This window comes from Pseudoxanthomonas sp. P4_B2 (genome assembly GCF_056402315.1).
In genome coordinates this window covers 1006267-1021740 of sequence record NZ_JBFUHQ010000001.1, presented here as the reverse complement: position 1 = coordinate 1021740, position 15474 = coordinate 1006267, and the positions used below count along the sequence as shown (strand labels likewise).

The 15474-nt window shown below is 63.3% G+C and carries 20 protein-coding genes; 10 read left to right on the top strand and 10 right to left on the bottom strand.

Annotation, left to right across the window (positions count from 1 at the left end; all coding sequences use genetic code 11):
- Positions 1–2 precede the first annotated feature (2 nt).
- Positions 3–368 (top strand): DUF6164 family protein, encoded by a 366-nt coding sequence (locus AC1DTQ_RS04510; protein ID WP_477848364.1) that lies wholly within the window; start codon positions 3–5, stop codon positions 366–368.
- A 61-nt stretch (positions 369–429) separates the two neighbouring features.
- Here the strand turns inward: AC1DTQ_RS04510 and AC1DTQ_RS04505 are convergent, their stop codons facing one another.
- Genes AC1DTQ_RS04505 through AC1DTQ_RS04495 form a run of 3 tightly spaced genes read right to left on the bottom strand, consistent with a single transcriptional unit; the run spans position 430 to position 1811 of the window.
- Complete coding sequence (locus tag AC1DTQ_RS04505) at positions 430–963, bottom strand: SRPBCC family protein (protein WP_477848309.1); 534 nt, start codon at positions 961–963, stop codon at positions 430–432.
- A 36-nt stretch (positions 964–999) separates the two neighbouring features.
- Entirely contained in the window at positions 1000–1443 is a 444-nt protein-coding gene (locus AC1DTQ_RS04500; protein WP_477848308.1) for an SRPBCC family protein, read from the bottom strand.
- A complete protein-coding gene (locus AC1DTQ_RS04495) occupies positions 1440–1811 on the bottom strand; it encodes an ArsR/SmtB family transcription factor (RefSeq protein ID WP_477848307.1) in 372 nt (123 codons plus the stop codon). Before AC1DTQ_RS04495 ends, AC1DTQ_RS04500 begins: the two co-directional genes overlap by 4 nt.
- Before the next feature lie 90 nt (positions 1812–1901).
- Here AC1DTQ_RS04495 and AC1DTQ_RS04490 point away from each other — a divergent pair, with 90 nt between their 5' ends.
- From AC1DTQ_RS04490 to AC1DTQ_RS04475, 4 genes are all read left to right on the top strand, one after another.
- Positions 1902–2639: a sulfurtransferase gene (locus AC1DTQ_RS04490; RefSeq protein ID WP_477848363.1), complete on the top strand. Its 738-nt coding sequence runs from the start codon at positions 1902–1904 to the stop codon at positions 2637–2639.
- Positions 2640–2844: 205 nt separating this feature from the next.
- Positions 2845–3516: a glutathione S-transferase gene (locus AC1DTQ_RS04485; protein WP_477848306.1), complete on the top strand. Its 672-nt coding sequence runs from the start codon at positions 2845–2847 to the stop codon at positions 3514–3516.
- Between the two features lie 131 nt (positions 3517–3647).
- Positions 3648–4898 carry a threonine synthase gene (locus AC1DTQ_RS04480; RefSeq protein WP_477848305.1) on the top strand — a complete coding sequence of 417 codons (1251 nt, stop codon included), beginning with the start codon at positions 3648–3650 and terminating at the stop codon, positions 4896–4898.
- A gap of 105 nt (positions 4899–5003) precedes the next feature.
- Positions 5004–5987, top strand: coding sequence for an LLM class flavin-dependent oxidoreductase (locus AC1DTQ_RS04475; RefSeq protein ID WP_477848304.1), 984 nt, complete (start codon positions 5004–5006; stop codon positions 5985–5987).
- Positions 5988–6070: 83 nt separating this feature from the next.
- Here AC1DTQ_RS04475 and AC1DTQ_RS04470 read toward each other — a convergent pair whose 3' ends face one another.
- Together AC1DTQ_RS04470 and AC1DTQ_RS04465 are read right to left on the bottom strand one after the other, a co-directional pair.
- Complete coding sequence (locus AC1DTQ_RS04470; protein WP_477848303.1) at positions 6071–7252, bottom strand: BaiN/RdsA family NAD(P)/FAD-dependent oxidoreductase; 1182 nt, start codon at positions 7250–7252, stop codon at positions 6071–6073.
- A gap of 4 nt (positions 7253–7256) precedes the next feature.
- On the bottom strand, positions 7257–7811 hold the full coding sequence (locus AC1DTQ_RS04465; RefSeq protein ID WP_477848302.1) for a YaeQ family protein: 555 nt from the start codon (positions 7809–7811) through the stop codon (positions 7257–7259).
- A 139-nt stretch (positions 7812–7950) separates the two neighbouring features.
- Here AC1DTQ_RS04465 and AC1DTQ_RS04460 point away from each other — a divergent pair, with 139 nt between their 5' ends.
- Positions 7951–8778 carry a pseudouridine synthase gene (locus tag AC1DTQ_RS04460; RefSeq protein WP_477848362.1) on the top strand — a complete coding sequence of 276 codons (828 nt, stop codon included), beginning with the start codon at positions 7951–7953 and terminating at the stop codon, positions 8776–8778.
- Here the strand turns inward: AC1DTQ_RS04460 and AC1DTQ_RS04455 are convergent.
- Positions 8775–8933 carry a hypothetical protein gene (locus AC1DTQ_RS04455; protein ID WP_477848301.1) on the bottom strand — a complete coding sequence of 53 codons (159 nt, stop codon included), beginning with the start codon at positions 8931–8933 and terminating at the stop codon, positions 8775–8777. The two genes, AC1DTQ_RS04460 and AC1DTQ_RS04455, sit on opposite strands and share 4 nt — an antisense overlap.
- Positions 8934–9198: 265 nt before the next feature.
- On the opposite strand from AC1DTQ_RS04455, the gene AC1DTQ_RS04450 reads away from it, so the two are divergent.
- Positions 9199–9408: a cold-shock protein gene (locus tag AC1DTQ_RS04450; protein WP_093279947.1), complete on the top strand. Its 210-nt coding sequence runs from the start codon at positions 9199–9201 to the stop codon at positions 9406–9408.
- Between the two features lie 88 nt (positions 9409–9496).
- Positions 9497–11056, top strand: coding sequence for a protein adenylyltransferase SelO (locus tag AC1DTQ_RS04445; RefSeq protein WP_477848300.1), 1560 nt, complete (start codon positions 9497–9499; stop codon positions 11054–11056).
- 415 nt (positions 11057–11471) lie between these two features.
- Here AC1DTQ_RS04445 and dbpA read toward each other — a convergent pair whose 3' ends face one another.
- From dbpA to AC1DTQ_RS04430, 3 genes are all read right to left on the bottom strand, one after another.
- Positions 11472–12857, bottom strand: a complete 1386-nt coding sequence (gene dbpA / locus AC1DTQ_RS04440) for an ATP-dependent RNA helicase DbpA (RefSeq protein WP_477848299.1) — start codon at positions 12855–12857, stop codon at positions 11472–11474.
- Positions 12858–12931: 74 nt separating this feature from the next.
- Positions 12932–13369 (bottom strand): barstar family protein, encoded by a 438-nt coding sequence (locus AC1DTQ_RS04435; RefSeq protein WP_477848298.1) that lies wholly within the window; start codon positions 13367–13369, stop codon positions 12932–12934.
- Positions 13366–13788 carry a guanyl-specific ribonuclease gene (locus AC1DTQ_RS04430; protein ID WP_477848297.1) on the bottom strand — a complete coding sequence of 141 codons (423 nt, stop codon included), beginning with the start codon at positions 13786–13788 and terminating at the stop codon, positions 13366–13368. Before AC1DTQ_RS04430 ends, AC1DTQ_RS04435 begins: the two co-directional genes overlap by 4 nt.
- Positions 13789–13973: 185 nt before the next feature.
- On the opposite strand from AC1DTQ_RS04430, the gene AC1DTQ_RS04425 reads away from it, so the two are divergent.
- Both AC1DTQ_RS04425 and AC1DTQ_RS04420 read left to right on the top strand, forming a co-directional pair.
- Positions 13974–14480, top strand: coding sequence for a DUF1801 domain-containing protein (locus AC1DTQ_RS04425; RefSeq protein WP_477848296.1), 507 nt, complete (start codon positions 13974–13976; stop codon positions 14478–14480).
- Entirely contained in the window at positions 14390–14581 is a 192-nt protein-coding gene (locus AC1DTQ_RS04420) for a YdeI/OmpD-associated family protein (RefSeq protein ID WP_477848361.1), read from the top strand. The genes AC1DTQ_RS04425 and AC1DTQ_RS04420 overlap by 91 nt, the downstream gene beginning before the upstream one ends.
- A 68-nt stretch (positions 14582–14649) precedes the next feature.
- On the opposite strand, the gene AC1DTQ_RS04415 is transcribed toward AC1DTQ_RS04420, so the two are convergent.
- A complete protein-coding gene (locus AC1DTQ_RS04415) occupies positions 14650–15471 on the bottom strand; it encodes an endonuclease/exonuclease/phosphatase family protein (protein WP_477848295.1) in 822 nt (273 codons plus the stop codon).
- Positions 15472–15474: the final 3 nt, after the last annotated feature.

Below are 15474 nucleotides of genomic sequence, written 5' to 3'. Positions count from 1 at the left end.
CCATGGCCAAACTCCTGCTCAACCTACGCAACGTGCCCGACGACGAAGCCGAGGAAGTGCGTGCCTGGTTGACTGAAAGCGGCATGGACTTCTACGAAACCCAGCCCAGCCCCTGGGGAATCTCGTCGGGCGGCATCTGGATGCGCGAGGATGCGGACATCGTTCGCGCCAAAGCCTTGATGGCCGAATACCAGGTCAGGCGGCTGCAGCAAGCCAAGGCCGCACAGGCCGCCGCACACGACGACGGCAGCGCGGAAACTTTCGGCAAACTGTTCAACCGGCGTCCGTTGTACGTGTTGGCGGTGTTGGGGGCCATCGTCGGCATCGTGGCGTTGACGCTGGCGCTGCCGTATTTGTTCCTGGGCTAAGCGGGAAGTCTTTGCCCGTAAGCACCCCGGTTGGCGCCGGGGCGCGGCTTTCCGACCAATTTTACGGAATGATCTTTTCGTACTCGGCTTCCAGACGCGTATGCGTGTCCCAGAAACCTGCCGGCTCGCGGCCTTCCAGCCTGTCCAGCAGCATTCCCAGGTGCGTATGCCAACCCCCGGCGACGCTGAGCATCTGTTCGCGGTCGGGCAGGCGGCTGTGCACGAGGATCAGATGCACCGCATCGCCGCGCGGACTCAGTTCGAAGCGTACGTGCGAGGCCGCGTCGCCTTCGCCCCAGTCATAGGCCAGCAATCGCGGCGGCTCGCAGGCGGTGATACGGCCGTGCATGCGGCTTTCGCCTGCGTGCGCCGCGTACTTCGGGGGCGGAGTGCCGTCATGTCCGGTCAGCTCGGAATTTCGGAACACATGTTCCACCGAACCGCCTTCCTTTAGTTCCATGTCGCCGGCCGCCAGCCATTGGCGGCGCTTTTCCGACTCGGTGAGATACGCCCAGACCCGTTCTATCGGGCCGGGCAGGGTGCGTTCGATGCGTACGGTGAGGGGAGCGATGACGGTTGCGTAAGAAGCATTCATGGTTATCCCTTGTGTTGTGGGGTCAGAGTTGTGGGGTCAGAAAAGCCCGGCGAGCGCGTCGAGCATGGTGTTCCAGCCGTCCTGCGTGCGTTGTGCGTACTCGGCCCACTTCGCATCCATCGTATGGATGAGGGTGAGCACGCTGCCGCTGCTGGAGGCAGCGATGTCGATGCGCACCTGGCTGGGCGCGTCGTCCGAATCGCCTTTGACCGCCCAGGTGAAGACGAGGCGATGCGGGCGGTCCATTTCGAGATAAGTGCCGATGTGATCGATCAGCTCGCCCTTGCGTTCGACCTTCAGCGAAAAGCTGCCACCGACGCGCGGATCCACATCCAGGCGCACCACGTTCTCATCGCGCACGCGCGGGCCGAACATCCATTGCCCCAAGGTGCGCGGCACCAGCCAGGCGTCGAACACGCGTTCGGGCGAAGCATTGAAGTAGCGGGTGATGCTGACTTCGACGGGCAGGATGGGACTCATTTCTTCTTTCCTTTGGCGGGTTCGATGGGTTCGGCGCGCAATGCGAGCTCCAGCGCATCCAGGCGTTCGCTCCAGAATCGCTGGTAGTACTGCAGCCATTGTTCGGCTTCGGCCAAAGCTTCGGCGCGCAGCTGGCAGAGGTGGGTGCGTCCTTGGATCCGTCGCTGCACCAGCCCAGCGCGCTCAAGCACTTTGATGTGCTTGGAAGCGGCAGCCAGGGAAATCTGAAAAGGCGCGGCCAGCTCGCCCACGCTGCGCGGCTGGGTGCTCAGGCTGCGCAGCATGCGGCGGCGCGTGCCGTCGGAAAGGGCTTGAAACACCGAATCCAACTGCGGGGAATCCAGCTGCGGAGAGTCATATTCAACCATAGGGTTGAATATTACCCACTGCCGTTTGATTGTCAACCCTTTGGTTGAATGTTTTCTTTGCCCGGGCCGGCGGCATTTACAATGGCGTCCATGATTCTCAATACCGCCGCCTACCATTTCGTTCCGATCGCCGATCCGCCGGCCCTGGCCGCGCAAGTGCGTGCGTGGGCGGAGCTGGGGCCATTGCGGGGTACCGCACTGATCGCGCCGGAAGGCGTGAACCTTTTCCTGGCGGGAGAGGAGCAAGCCATCCGCGCCTTCTTCGATCAGCTCATGGCCGATCCGCGCTTCGCCGAGCTGCGGGTCAAATACAGCCGCAGCGATGCGCAGCCCTTCGCGCGCCTTAAGGTCAAGGTCAAACCGGAAATCATCAGCTTCCGTCGCGACGAGACTTCCCCATTGGCCGGCCGCGCCCCGGCTGTCGCTCCGGCGACGCTCGCACAATGGTTACAGCAGGGTCATGACGACGCGGGCAAGCGTGTGGTGTTGCTGGACACGCGCAACCGACAAGAAGTGGAATACGGCACCTTTACCGGCGCGCTGAGCTTGCCGATAGACAAGTTCACCGATTTGCCCGCAGCGATCGAGCCGCATCGTGACGGGCTGGCCGATGCGACGGTGGTTAGCTTCTGCACAGGGGGCATTCGTTGCGAAAAGGCCGCGCTGTGGATGCAGGCGGCAGGCATGGACAACGTGCTGCAGCTCGACGGCGGCATCCTGGGTTACTTCGAGCAGGTGGGCGGGCAGGGCTACGAGGGCCATTGCTTCGTGTTCGACGAACGCATCGCGCTGGATCCGCAACTCAAACCGTTGGTGGACGCAGCCTGACAGGACGTTGAGTAAATCCGGTATCCGTGGAAGCGGCGTCCCGCCGCGAGCTCTTAGCCGGTGCCCGCAGAGCAAGCGCTGAGAGATTTCTTTGAAAGCGGAGAAGCTCGCGGCGAGACGCCGCTCCCATGTCAGTCGATCGAGTGCATTGGGGATATGATCGGCATGCGTCGATGACGCGCGCTCCCACTATCGCGAGGAAATCATGGTCGCTGTCCATCACCTCAACAATTCCCGCTCACAGCGCGTGCTCTGGCTGCTCGAGGAACTGGGGTTGGATTACAACGTGATCCGCTATCAGCGCGATCCCGAAACCATGCTGGCGCCACCATCGCTGCGCAAGGTTCACCCGCTGGGAAAATCGCCGGTGGTGGTGGACGGAGAGAACACGCTGGCCGAATCCGGCGCGATCCTTGAGTACCTGGTGGAACGCTACGACACCGCGCACGACTTCGCGCCGTCGCCAGGCACGCCGGAAAACCTGCGCTACCGCTATTGGATGCATTACGCAGAAGGTTCGGCGATGCCGCCATTGCTGATGAGCCTGGTCTTCTCGAGATTGAAAAAAGCGCCGATGCCGTTCTTCGTCAAGCCGGTGGCCAAGGGAATCGCGGACAAGGTCATGAAGACCTTCGTCGGGCCGCAGGTGAAGCTGCACCTGGATTACATGGAAAGCGAGCTGGGCAAATCGCGCTGGTTCGCTGGCGACGAATTCAGTGCGGCCGACATCCAGATGAGTTTCCCGGTCGAGGCCGCTGCCGCGCGCCATGGTCTTGAAGACAAGCCCAACCTGCACGGCTTCCTGCAGCGCATCCATGCGCGGCCTGCCTACCAGAAAGCGCTGGAGCAGGGCGGACCGTTCGATCTGCTGTCCTGATCCGCGCTAGCGCCGATCGGTCGCATCGCACCATCGTTAAGTGCGGGCTGGCGCAGTCGATATTCCATCCGCTCATGACGCCGCGGCGTCGCGCCCGGCTATGCTTTTGTTTTGAATGAATCGGAGTTGCGATGTCTTACGTGCGTGCCTTGCGCGGGCTGGGATCGGGCATCGAATATCCGCCGGATGTACCGATGAACCTGGACCCGGTGGATGGACGGCCCGTGGAAATGGTGCTGGATCTCGACCGGCTCGCGGCTGAGAAGCCGAATGCGGCCTGGTACCGACCCCAGCGTCGCGATCTGTGGCGTTTCGGTGCGTTGATGGCTCTGGATATCGAATCGCCCGCGGACGCCGCACACATCGTCGCGCTGGGCGAGGGCGCCACCCCGCTGCTGGACTACGCACATCATCCCGTCGCGCGCCAGGCCGGCATCGCACTGCAACTGAAGGACGAAGGCAGGGCGCATGCCGGTTACGGCGCCAATCCCACCCAGAGTTTCAAGGACCGCGGCATGGCCATGGTCGCCGCGCAGGCACGCCGACTTGGCTTGAGCAAACTCGCTGTGCCGACTCAGGGCAATGCGGGCGATTCGCTGGTGCGCTACGCGCTGGCGGGCGGGCTGTCGGTGGTGGTGGCGATGCCGGAAGACACGCCGCTGCCGATTCTAGGCAGCGTGGCCGCGGCGGCGCTGCGCTTTCCGGACCGCATCATCCTCGAACTCGCAGGGCCGACCATTCGCGAATCCGGTGCGTTGCTGAAAGAGAAATACATTCCGCAACGCTATTTTTCCGTGGCCACGTTCCAGGAGCCCGGCTGGCGCATCGAAGGCAAGAAGTCGTTGGGCCTGGAGCTGGCCGAACCGTTCCATGGCGAAACCAAGTGGTCGCTGCCGGACGCGGTGATCTACCCCACCGGTGGCGGCACCGGCGTGCTGGGCATGTGGAAAGCCTGGGACGAACTGCAGGCCTTGGGCCTGATCGACAGTCGCCGCCCGCGCATGCTTTGCGTGCAGAGCGAAGCCACGCCGCCGCTGGTCCGGGCGTTCGACGCAGGTGCGGACGACACCACGGCAGTGACCGCGGGGCAGACGTTGGCCGTCGGCCTCAACGTGCCGGGAGGCGTAGGTCATTTCCGGGTGCTGCAGATCATTCGCGCCAGCAGGGGCGCGGCGGTTGCGGTGAGCGAGGGCGAGATCGCCGCCGAATTCTCGCGTCTTTGGCGCGAGCAGCCGGCGTGGATCGGTTCGGAAGGCGCGGCTTGCCTGGCCGCATTGCCGCAGTTGCTGGATTGCCATTTGATCAAGCGTGGCGAACGCGTAGTCGTGGTGAATACCGGTTCGGCCGAGAAATACCTGCCGCAGCTGCGTCATCTGATGTGACCGCGCAGGCCGCACACGGAATGCTGCGTCCCGCGTCGGTGCGCTGGCATTGCGGCGTTGCCGGCCCAATGTAGCCCGGTACCTTCGTCTGGAACGACCGTTGCCATGGTTCCCTTTTCCATTCTCGACCTTGCCCCGGTTTGCGAAGGCAGCGATGCCGCCCAGGCCTTCCGCAACACGCTGGATCTGGCGCAACACGCAGAAGGTTGGGGTTACCAGCGTTACTGGCTGGCCGAGCACCACAACATGCCTGGCATCGCCAGCGCCGCCACTGCGGTACTGATCGGCTATGTCGCCGGCGGCACCAAGACAATTCGTGTGGGTTCGGGCGGGGTTATGCTGCCTAATCACGCGCCGCTGCAGGTGGCCGAGCAGTTCGGCACGCTCGCGTCGCTTTATCCAGGCCGCATCGACCTGGGCTTGGGCCGCGCGCCGGGTACCGATCAACCCACGGCCAAAGCGCTGCGACGCTATTTCGACAGCGCCGAGCAGTTTCCGCTCGACGTGCAGGAGCTATTGAGCTACTTCGCTGCAGTACAGCCCGGCCAATTGGTGCGCGCCGTTCCAGGTGCCGGACTTGACGTGCCGGTCTGGTTGCTGGGATCGAGTCTGTTCAGCGCACAACTGGCTGCCGCGCTAGGCCTGCCCTTCGCCTTCGCTTCGCATTTCGCGCCGGACGCGATGGATCAGGCGCTGGCGGTCTACCACCGCGACTTCCGTCCTTCGCAATATCTCGCCAAGCCCCATGCGATGTTGGCGTTGAACGTGGTGGCAGCCGAGACAGATGCCGAAGCCAGGCGTCTGTTCACCACCGCGCAGCAGAGCTTCGTCAACCTGCGCCGCGGTAAGCCGGGACTGATCCCGCCGCCTATCGACGACATCGAAACCTATTGGCAGCCACATGAAAAGCTGGGCGTGGAGAATGCCCTGGCCTGCAGCGTGGTGGGCGATCCGGAGACGGTGAAGCGGGGCATCGCCGCTTTCATCGACCGCCACCGGCCGGACGAACTGATGCTGGTCGCGAATGTGTTCGATCATCAGGCGCGATTGCGGTCCTTCGAACTCGCTGCCGAAGCGATGAAAGATTGAAGTAGGTCGGGGCTACGTCCCCGACGCTCCTGTTGGGTTACGTCCGTCCGGGGCGGGCCCGACTTACGGGCAGTGGGTTGCGGTTAGACCGCGTTGCCGGCGGCGTGGCCCGAAGCCCAGGCCCACTGGAAGTTGTAGCCGCCTAGCCAGCCGGTGACGTCGACCACCTCGCCGATGAAGTACAGGCCCGGCACCTTCTTCGATTGCATGGTGCTGGACGACAGCTCGTCGGTATCCACGCCGCCTAGGGTGACTTCGGCGGTGCGATAGCCTTCGGTGCCGCTGGCGATCAGCGGCCAGCTCTGCAGTTGCGTCGCAATCTCCCGTAACTGGGGTTCGTTGAATTGTTTCATCGGCTTGTTCGGCAACCACAGCTCGCACAGGCGCTGCGCGAAGCGCCGCGGCAACAGATCCGAAAGGACGGTCTTGAGTTCGGCGGCTGGGCGCGATGCTTGTTGCTCGCGTAGAAGCTGTAAGGCATCGCCGTCGGGCAGCAGGTCGAGACGTAGATCGTCGCCGGGCTGCCAGTAAGAAGAAATCTGCAGAATCGAAGGCCCGCTCACGCCGCGATGGGTAATGAGCATGAAATTGCGGAAGCTCTGGCCATTGCAGGTCGCCTCGACCGGCAGCGCCACACCGCTCAGGTCTTGCAGGTGTTCCTGGTGCTTGCCGGTGAGCGTGAGCGGCACCAGCCCGGCGCGCGTCGGCAGCACTGTGTGCCCGAACTGGCGCGCGAGTTCGTAGCCGAATCCGCTGGCGCCCATACTGGGAATCGACAGGCCGCCACAGGCGACCACCAGGGACGGTGCGGATAGGCTGCCGCGGGTCGTGCGCAAGCGGAAACCCTCATCGGTGCGCTGCACGTGTTCAACGCTGCAACTGGTCTCTATGCGCACCCCAGCTGCTTCGCATTCATCCAGCAGCATCTTCACGATCTGTTTGGAAGAGGCGTCGCAGAACAGCTGCCCCAGCTCCTTTTCGTGATAGGCGATGCCGTGGCGTTCGACCATGCCGATGAAATCGAGCGGCGTGTAGCGCGCCAGCGCCGATTTGCAGAAATGCGGGTTGCCGGAAAGGTAGTTCGCTGGCGTGGTGCCGGTGTTGGTGAAGTTGCAGCGCCCGCCGCCGGACATCAGGATCTTCTTGCCCACGCGGTTGGTGTGTTCCACCACCAGCACGCGAAGCCCACGCTGGCCGGCGGTCAACGCGCACATCAACCCAGCCGCGCCGCCGCCGATGACCAGCACGTCGTGGCTGTGGCTCATGCGGTTACTGGCCTTGCGTGGCTGCCTGGCGCATCACGGGCTTGATGTCGATGGTGACGTCGCCGCCCAACACCTGCAGCTCGCCGTCCTGGATCATCACGTTCAGGCGCATGCCGCGCACCATCATCGCGGTCAGCTGTTCGACTACTTCGATCGGAATATCGATCACGGTCAGATTCCGGCTGCGGGCGAGCGAGGCGGCGTTCTTTTCCCACCAGATGTCGGAACTGCGGCCGCCGTAGGTGAACAGCACCACTTGTCGCGAACGCCCGCAGGCCTTGCGGATGCGGGCTTCGTCCGGCTGGCCCAGATCGATCCACAGCAGGATCTCGCCGGTCAGTTCCTTGCGCCACAGGTCTGGTTCGTCGTCCTGGCTCAGGCCGCGGCCGAACTCCAAGCGCTCATCGGCATACATGGCGAAAGCCAGCAGCCGCACCATCAGGCGCGCGTCGGTTTCGGAAGGATGCTGGGCCACAGTCAGGTTATGGGTCGCGTAGTAATGGCGATCCATGTCGCTGATCTGCAGCTCGGCTTTAACGACGGTGGACTTGAGCGCCATGAAGGTGTCTGGGGAAAAGGTCGGCCATGATACGGCCTTGTTCCGCGGAGGCCCCGCTTTGTCCGCTCCCCATACCGGTTCCGATCCCGATCCCGCCGAGGCGGTCGCCAGCACCTTGCAGCTTCCCCTCGGCGCCTGGATGACCTTGCTGGACGGTCTGTGCGCGCGCTTTCCGCAGGTAGAACGCGCCCGCTGGCTGGAGCGGTTCGCGCGCGGGCGGGTGCTGGATTCGGCGCGACAGCCGCTGTCTGCCGATGCGCCGTATCGCGTCGGCGCCATCATCCATTACTTCCGCGAAGTGGCGGAGGAACCCCGGATCCCGTTCGAGGAAACGATCCTGCATGTCGACGAACACCTGGTGGTGGCCGACAAGCCACACTTCCTCCCGGTCGCTCCTGCAGGCGTGCATGTACGCGAAACGCTGCTGACTCGGCTGGTCGGGCGGCTGGGTAATAAGGACCTGGTCCCACTGCACCGCATCGATCGCGGCACGGCGGGGTTGGTGCTGTTCTCGGCCAATAAGGACAGTCGGGGTGCCTACCAAGCGCTGTTCCGCGAGCGCCGGATCGAAAAACGCTACGAAGCGGTAGCGACGGGACTGCCGGGGCTGCGATTCCCGCTGGTGCGCGAGTCGCGCATCGTGAAATCGGAGCCTTTCTTCCGCATGCGGGAAGACGAGGGGGAAGCCAATTCCCGGACCCGGATCGAGCTGCTGAGCTCGGGCGGCGAATGGTGGCGCTATGCGCTATTCCCCATCAGCGGCCGCAAACACCAGCTGCGGGTGCATATGGCTGGCCTGGGAGCGCCGATTCGGCACGACCCTTATTACCCGGATCTGGCGGACCAGGCTCCGGACGACTACAGGCGCCCCCTGCAATTGCTGGCGAAGGGCCTATCCTTCGCGGACCCTGTGAGCGGGGTCCAGCGGACTTTCGAGAGCCTGAGGGTGCTGGACAACCCCGACTAGCGGCCGCCGCCGGACGAGTCCGACCCGGGAGGCGGGGTATCGTCGGTCTGGCCGGGCTCCCGCGTAGCCTGCTTCTTGGCTAGTTTTTCGTCTTGCTTCTTCTTCTTGGCCAGCTCGCGCTGCTTCTTCTCGAACGAATAATTGGGCTTCGCCATGGGCTTCTTTCCGGTAGGGGAGTCCAGTTTAGGGCAAACCGGCCCTCTGCCGGTTATCTGCGGTTGGGCGGGGGATTGGCTTTTCCTGGAAAGGTGTGTAGTGTGCACGGCACTGTGTTTGCTTGGGTCACCGTAAATCGTGGCCTGATGCAGTCGATCCAAAACGATCAGCTACATCTTTCCGCTTTGCTTAACACCTGCAACTCAGTCTCGGCCCGGGGTCCCCAGGTCGTGATTTTTTTCATCCGTTTCAGGAGTTTCAAAGATGTCTGACCGTCAAACCGGTACCGTCAAGTGGTTCAACGATGCCAAGGGTTTTGGCTTCATCACCCCGCAGAGCGGCCCGGACCTTTTCGTGCATTTCCGCGCGATCCAGGGTTCTGGCTTCAAGTCGCTGCAGGAAGGCCAGAGCGTTAGCTTTGTCGCCGTGCAGGGCCAGAAGGGTATGCAGGCCGACGAAGTCCAGCCGCTCTAATAGCGACTGTATCGTTGTCCGAAACGCCGGGGCTTGCCCCGGCGTTTTTGTTTGCGCCGCTTCAACCGCCGGCGCGTAGCCTGTGCCGATGAAACCGCTGACATTCGACAACCGCTTCGTCACCGACCTTCCCGGCGATCCACAGCAGGGACCGGGCGTACGCGAAGTCCGCGCTGCGTTGTATTCGCTGGTGAATCCGACCCCGGTCGCCGCACCACGGCTGCTGGCCTGGTCGCGGGAAACGGCCGCCCTGCTGGATCTGGAAGAAGGCGACGTCGCCTCACCGGAATTCGCCCAGGTCTTCGGCGGCAACGCTCTGCTGCAGGGCATGCGGCCGTTTGCGGCCAACTACGGTGGCCATCAGTTCGGGCATTGGGTGGGGCAGTTGGGCGACGGACGTGCCATTTCCCTGGGCGAGGCGATCAATGCCGCAGGCCAGCGCTGGGAACTGCAGCTCAAAGGAGCCGGCCCGACGCCTTACTCGCGCACTGCCGACGGACGCGCGGTCCTGCGTTCGTCCATTCGCGAATTCCTGTGCAGCGAGGCCATGCACCACTTGGGCGTGCCCACCACGCGTGCGCTCAGCTTGGTAGCGTCGGGCGAGCCCGTAGTGCGCGACATGTTCTACGACGGACACCCCAAAGCCGAGCCGGGCGCCGTCGTTTGCCGCGTCGCGCCTTCTTTCTTGCGCTTCGGCAATTACGAACTACCCGCATCGCGTGGCGAGCTGCCTCTGCTCAAGCAATTGGCGGACTTCACTATCCGCCGCGATTTTCCCGAACTCGAAGGCGAGGGCGAAACGCTTTATTCGCGCTGGTTCGCGCAGGTATGCGAACGCACTGCGATCATGCTGGCGCACTGGATGCGGGTCGGCTTCGTGCATGGGGTGATGAACACTGACAACATGTCGATCCTAGGCCTGACCATCGATTACGGCCCGTATGGCTGGATCGACGACTACGACCCGGACTGGACGCCCAACACCACCGATGCCCAGGGACGGCGCTACCGTTTCGGCTGGCAGCCGAAGATCGCGTACTGGAACCTGACCCGGCTGGCAGGCGCGTTGTCTTCGCTGTTCGCGAGTCCCGAACCCTTGCAAGAGGGGCTGCAGCGCTATCGGGAAACTTATGCCGCCGCCGATCAAGACAACATCGCGCGCAAGCTCGGCCTGGCCGAGTGCCGGGAGGAAGATGTCGCACTGATGGAAGACCTGCAATCGTTGCTGCATTCGGGTGAGGTGGATATGAGCCTCTTCTTCCGTGGGCTGGCCCGGGTGGATCCTGCAGTGCCGACCCTCGATCCGGTCAGCGAGGCCTTCTACGATGCGGGCAAGCGCTCAGCCACCGAGCCGGCGATGATGGAGTGGCTGCGGCGCTACGCGGCGCGAATCGGGTCCGATACGCTCGATTCCGAAACCAGGCAAGCCCGCATGCGTATGGCTAATCCCCGATTTGTGCTGCGCAACTATCTGGCGCAGCAGGCGATCGATCGCGCCGAACAGGGCGATGAGGAGGGGATTGCGGAGCTGCTGGACGTCATGCGCCATCCCTACGACGAACAGCCGGGTCGCGAAACCTTTGCGCAGCGCCGCCCGGACTGGGCACGCGATCGGGCAGGGTGTTCGATGCTTTCTTGCAGTTCTTGACTAGATATACGGCGTCGAGGGCGTAGTCCCGACCTACGGTTCGGCTGAATCAGGCGCGGACTGCCAGATGTAGCCCTTCCCCTGCTTGCGGGGGAAGGTGCCGAAGGCGGAAGGGGGCGCGCTCTTGGCGCCCCCTTTCAGAGGAGCAAAAGAGTTGACCAGCCGTTCGGCTGTTGAAAGCCGCGCGTTGCGCGAGTCACTTTTCTTTGAACGGCAAAGAAAAGTAGCCAAAAGAAAGCCACTCTACGGCGCGCCCAACGATGAAGCCGTTGGGTTCGCATGCGAATTGGGACAACCGTAAAGCATATTCGTGCGCCTACGGAAACGGCGCACATCCATGTGCGCCGCCCTTCGGGTTTACCGAATCCGCATGCCGCGCCTCACGGGTTGTTCCGGCAACAGCAAAAGCGAACGCTCAAATTTTGCGGACGCGGAAATTCTTGCCCTTGATCCTGCCTGCGTCGAGCCGCGCTAATGCGTTGTTGGCTTGCGTCCGTACGATCGCGACATAGGAACGCGTCGCGAAGATGTCGATCTTGCCGATGGCGCTGGCGGGCAACCCCGCATCGCCGGTAAGCGCGCCCAGGATATCGCCAGGACGAAGCTTGTCCGTGCGCCCCGCATCGATGCGCAGCGTCGCCATCGCAGCAGGCGGCGCACTGCGCGCGGCAGGCGCCACGGCCACCGGCTTCTTCCAGCGCAACGGCGAACCTTGTCTTTCCTCGATCACATGCGCGCGTGATATCTCGCGAGGAGTGACCAGGCTCAGTACCTGGCCGCCCTTGCCCGCACGTCCGGTGCGGCCGATGCGGTGCACGTATACATCCGGATCGGTGGGAAGTTCGTAGTTGACCACGGTGGCCAGCTCGTCGATATCCAGCCCGCGTGCGGCGACATCGCTGGCGACCAGCACGTTGCAACTCCGGTTCGCGAAACGCACCAGCACTTCATCGCGGTCGCGTTGCTCCATGTCCCCGTGCAAGGCCAGCGCGGTGAAGCCGAAGTGCTTCAGCGATTCGGCCACTTCGTCGACATCGCGGCGCGTGTTGCAGAAAACCACGCAGGATTCAGGGCGTTGTTCGAACAGCAGGCCTGCCAGCGTGGTCTGCTTGCGCGGCAGATCGACTTCGTAGAAGGTTTGTTCGATCTCCGGTTGTTCGGTGACGCCGCCTGCGGTGACCTCCAGCGGGTCGCGCATGGTATTGCGGCCGATATCGCGGATGGCCTCGGGAAAGGTGGCCGAAAACAGCAAAGTCTGCCGCTCTTTCGGGGTCTTGCCGATGATTTCGCGAATCGCTTCCTCGAAGCCCATGTCGAGCATGCGGTCGGCTTCATCCAGCACCAGCGTGCGCACACCGGCCAAGTGCAGGGCTTTCTTGCGCATCAGCTCCTGGATGCGGCCCGGCGTGCCGACCACCACATGGGGGTCATGGGTCAACGAAGCCAGTTGCGGCGCCAACGGCATGCCGCCGGTCAGCACCAGCACCTTCAGATTGGGGATGCCGGTGGCCAGCTTGCGCAGCTGCTTGCCCACCTGATCGGCCAGCTCCCGGGTGGGGCAGAGCACCAGCGCTTGGGCACGAATCAGCGCGGGATCAAGCCGGTGCAACAGTCCCAGGCCGAATGCGGCGGTCTTGCCGCTGCCGGTGGGCGCCTGCGCAATCACGTCGCGTCCGGCGAGGATCGCGGGCAGGCTTTCGGCCTGGATCGGGGTCATTTGCGCGTAGCCGGCCGCCTCTACGCCCTGCTGCAGTCCGGGTGAGAGGGAAAGGCTTTCGAAGTCCGTCGGTTGGTCGCTCATGCGCCATGATCGCAGCATCGCGCTGAACTGCGTAGCCTTGCGCCCCATGTTGCGCCCCCTGGAGCGACGCGCGCTCAGTCCTCCAGTGCGACGAAATCCCTTTCGCGCAGGGCCAGGAACGCCCAGAACGGCACGTCGCGCTCGGCCCAGGCGCGGTTGCATTCGTCCAGAATGCTGACCAGCGTGTCGAAGTCTTCCTCATCCACGTAATGCAGTTCCCCCGCACCGTCGAACAGCAGTACATAGCCCTTGGCCGGCATCCAGTTCAGGTCGCGCAGGCTGTCGGAAAGCGCATCCCAGTTGCGGCTGGAAGTAGTGGGGAAATCCATGGCCACCGCGATCCGCAACAACAGGGTCGCCTTGTTGCCGCAACCCATCAGATCGACGAGGCAGGGCAGCAGGCCCGCGTCGTGCGCGGCTGCGGCAAGCACATTGAGATCGTCGCCGGTGACGAAGAAAACCCCGGCGCGTGTCGGGTCGTCCAGACCCAGTTCGAAACCGGATTCAGTCATCGCGCGACCTGGAAGCTGCGGAATGAGTCGTAATGGTCATCGGTGTAGTAATACATTTCCGCTGGTTGCCCCCCGGTGATGATGCGGCGGGCGCCGCGGTGGTTGAGGCCTGGCGTATCCACAGTGTATTCGTGGTAATAGCCGCGCGGCTTGGCGGGGAGGCGTTTTTCACGATTGCCGAACACGCTGCCGTCCTGCGGATGGGGGAAGGGTCCGCCACCAGCGATCAGGGCCAGAGTGTCGCGTGCCTCGGCGGGCAGGAAGGCGGGCAAGCGATCCTGCTTCGCCGCGTCCTGCTGCGACAGCTCAGCGACCGGCGAGGCAATGGCAGGGCCGCTAGCCTGCTCGTCGTGCTGTCGCAGCCACCACCCGCCGGCCAGCAGCAGGAGAATAAGAGCGATGACGGAAAGCTTTCGCATGCGATGTCTGAAGAGGTCGTCCTTGCGCGGGATAGGCCGATCGAACGCTAGCGAAGCTTCGACGGCAGAGCAGCGATCATCGATGGTACGCGATGAATGGGCGAAGATCGCATACCGCGACGCGAGCTGTCCGTGACGAGCGGCGCTGTCTAGAATCATGCCGACCCATCATTCCGGAGGCGCCCATGGCCAGTGTGGATCCGCGTGTCGATGCCTATATCGCAAAGGCGGCCGACTTCGCCCAGCCCATCCTCCTGCATCTTCGCGCCGCGGTGCATGCCGGCTGTGCCGATGTCGAAGAGACGATCAAATGGAGCCACCCGCATTTTCTTTATCGTGGTCGCATCCTGTGCAGCATGGCGGCATTCAAGCAACATGCCGCTTTCGGTTTTTCCCTCGCTACGCCGAACCCTACCGGCGATGACGGCAAACGCGAACAAGCCATGGGCCAGTTCGGGCGTATCGGAAAAATCGCGGATATGCCATCGAAGAAGGTTTTCAACGATGGCCTGCGACAGGCGATGCGGCTAATCGAAGCTGGGGTCAAACGTCCCGTCAGTAAGAACGCAAAACCCAAACCCCTGCGGACGTTCCGGATGACCTGGCGGCGGCCCTGCTTGGCAACCGCAAGGCGCAGGCCGCATTCGATGCGTTCCCGCCCGGCTATCGCCGCGAGTATGTGGAGTGGGTGATCGAAGCCAAACGCGCAGAAACGCGGCAGCGCCGCATTGCGCAAGCGGTGGAGTGGATATCGGAAGGCAAGACCAGGAACTGGAAGTACATGAGCTGCTGATCCTGAGTCGGACTCCGCCCCATGCCGGGCGCCGCGATTCGCATGGTTTGTCCCATCGCTGAAGCCGTTCACTCCAACTCGGCGAACAATCCGAAATGATCCGAAGCCCATACGCCCTGCGCATCCGGGCGACCGAAAAGGATGCTGGCGCTGACCGGAGCGAAGGCGTCGCGCTGTAAGAAGACATGGTCGATACGTTTGGGCGCGAAATACTTCAGGTTCAAGGTGCTGCTTGAGACCGTGTCGGCATCCGGGTGCCGGTTGCCGTAAATGTCGACGAAGCGTTCGCGAAGCGCCGCTAGCTCCGGCGAGTCGGCGGTGGAATTGAAATCGCCGGCCACCAGGCTCGGAATGTTCTCCGAAGTCTCGTCGATGTACCGCATCAGATCGGCGACCTGCCGGCTGCGGATCGCTCCGCCCTGGTCGGTCCAGTGCAGATGGGTGGCGTAGACGTTGAGCAACCTTCCGTCCAGATCGATGCGCACGAACGCAGCGGTACGGCTATCGTCCAGCGGCTGCAGGGACTTCTGGCCGCGTCTGAGGATCGGGTGGCGGGTCAGGATCGCATTGCCATAGCGTCGCGGGCTGCCGACGGGATCGGTGCTGACGAAATACCACTGGTAATCCAGCTGCGCCGCCAGCCATTGGGCCTGGTTGGTCAGCGTTTCGTGCTGGAGCACTTCCTGCAGCGCTATTACGTCGGGCCGCAGCTGCCTCAGTTTCTCGACGATCTGTACGCGGCGCTTCGGCCACTCATCCTTGTCGTGGTACAGGTTGAGGGTGACGACTTTCACGGTTTTCTCCGAGGCGCCGTCGGGGGATCCGACGGCGCGTGCAGGCAGCGAGAAAGCGATCAGCGACAGCAGCAGGCACAGCGCGAATGTCTTCATTCC

Excerpts from the sequence above, each read along its gene's own strand:
- AC1DTQ_RS04510 (WP_477848364.1), top strand. The coding sequence starts at position 3 with ATGGCCAAACTCCTGCTCAACCTACGCAACGTGCCCGACGACGAAGCC.
- AC1DTQ_RS04505 (WP_477848309.1), bottom strand. The coding sequence starts at position 963 with ATGAATGCTTCTTACGCAACCGTCATCGCTCCCCTCACCGTACGCATC.
- AC1DTQ_RS04500 (WP_477848308.1), bottom strand. The coding sequence starts at position 1,443 with ATGAGTCCCATCCTGCCCGTCGAAGTCAGCATCACCCGCTACTTCAAT.
- AC1DTQ_RS04495 (WP_477848307.1), bottom strand. The coding sequence starts at position 1,811 with ATGGTTGAATATGACTCTCCGCAGCTGGATTCCCCGCAGTTGGATTCG.
- AC1DTQ_RS04490 (WP_477848363.1), top strand. The coding sequence starts at position 1,902 with ATGATTCTCAATACCGCCGCCTACCATTTCGTTCCGATCGCCGATCCG.
- AC1DTQ_RS04485 (WP_477848306.1), top strand. The coding sequence starts at position 2,845 with ATGGTCGCTGTCCATCACCTCAACAATTCCCGCTCACAGCGCGTGCTC.
- AC1DTQ_RS04480 (WP_477848305.1), top strand. The coding sequence starts at position 3,648 with ATGTCTTACGTGCGTGCCTTGCGCGGGCTGGGATCGGGCATCGAATAT.
- AC1DTQ_RS04475 (WP_477848304.1), top strand. The coding sequence starts at position 5,004 with ATGGTTCCCTTTTCCATTCTCGACCTTGCCCCGGTTTGCGAAGGCAGC.
- AC1DTQ_RS04470 (WP_477848303.1), bottom strand. The coding sequence starts at position 7,252 with ATGAGCCACAGCCACGACGTGCTGGTCATCGGCGGCGGCGCGGCTGGG.
- AC1DTQ_RS04465 (WP_477848302.1), bottom strand. The coding sequence starts at position 7,811 with ATGGCGCTCAAGTCCACCGTCGTTAAAGCCGAGCTGCAGATCAGCGAC.
- AC1DTQ_RS04460 (WP_477848362.1), top strand. The coding sequence starts at position 7,951 with ATGACCTTGCTGGACGGTCTGTGCGCGCGCTTTCCGCAGGTAGAACGC.
- AC1DTQ_RS04455 (WP_477848301.1), bottom strand. The coding sequence starts at position 8,933 with ATGGCGAAGCCCAATTATTCGTTCGAGAAGAAGCAGCGCGAGCTGGCC.
- AC1DTQ_RS04450 (WP_093279947.1), top strand. The coding sequence starts at position 9,199 with ATGTCTGACCGTCAAACCGGTACCGTCAAGTGGTTCAACGATGCCAAG.
- AC1DTQ_RS04445 (WP_477848300.1), top strand. The coding sequence starts at position 9,497 with ATGAAACCGCTGACATTCGACAACCGCTTCGTCACCGACCTTCCCGGC.
- dbpA (WP_477848299.1), bottom strand. The coding sequence starts at position 12,857 with ATGAGCGACCAACCGACGGACTTCGAAAGCCTTTCCCTCTCACCCGGA.
- AC1DTQ_RS04435 (WP_477848298.1), bottom strand. The coding sequence starts at position 13,369 with ATGACTGAATCCGGTTTCGAACTGGGTCTGGACGACCCGACACGCGCC.
- AC1DTQ_RS04430 (WP_477848297.1), bottom strand. The coding sequence starts at position 13,788 with ATGCGAAAGCTTTCCGTCATCGCTCTTATTCTCCTGCTGCTGGCCGGC.
- AC1DTQ_RS04425 (WP_477848296.1), top strand. The coding sequence starts at position 13,974 with ATGGCCAGTGTGGATCCGCGTGTCGATGCCTATATCGCAAAGGCGGCC.
- AC1DTQ_RS04415 (WP_477848295.1), bottom strand. The coding sequence starts at position 15,471 with ATGAAGACATTCGCGCTGTGCCTGCTGCTGTCGCTGATCGCTTTCTCG.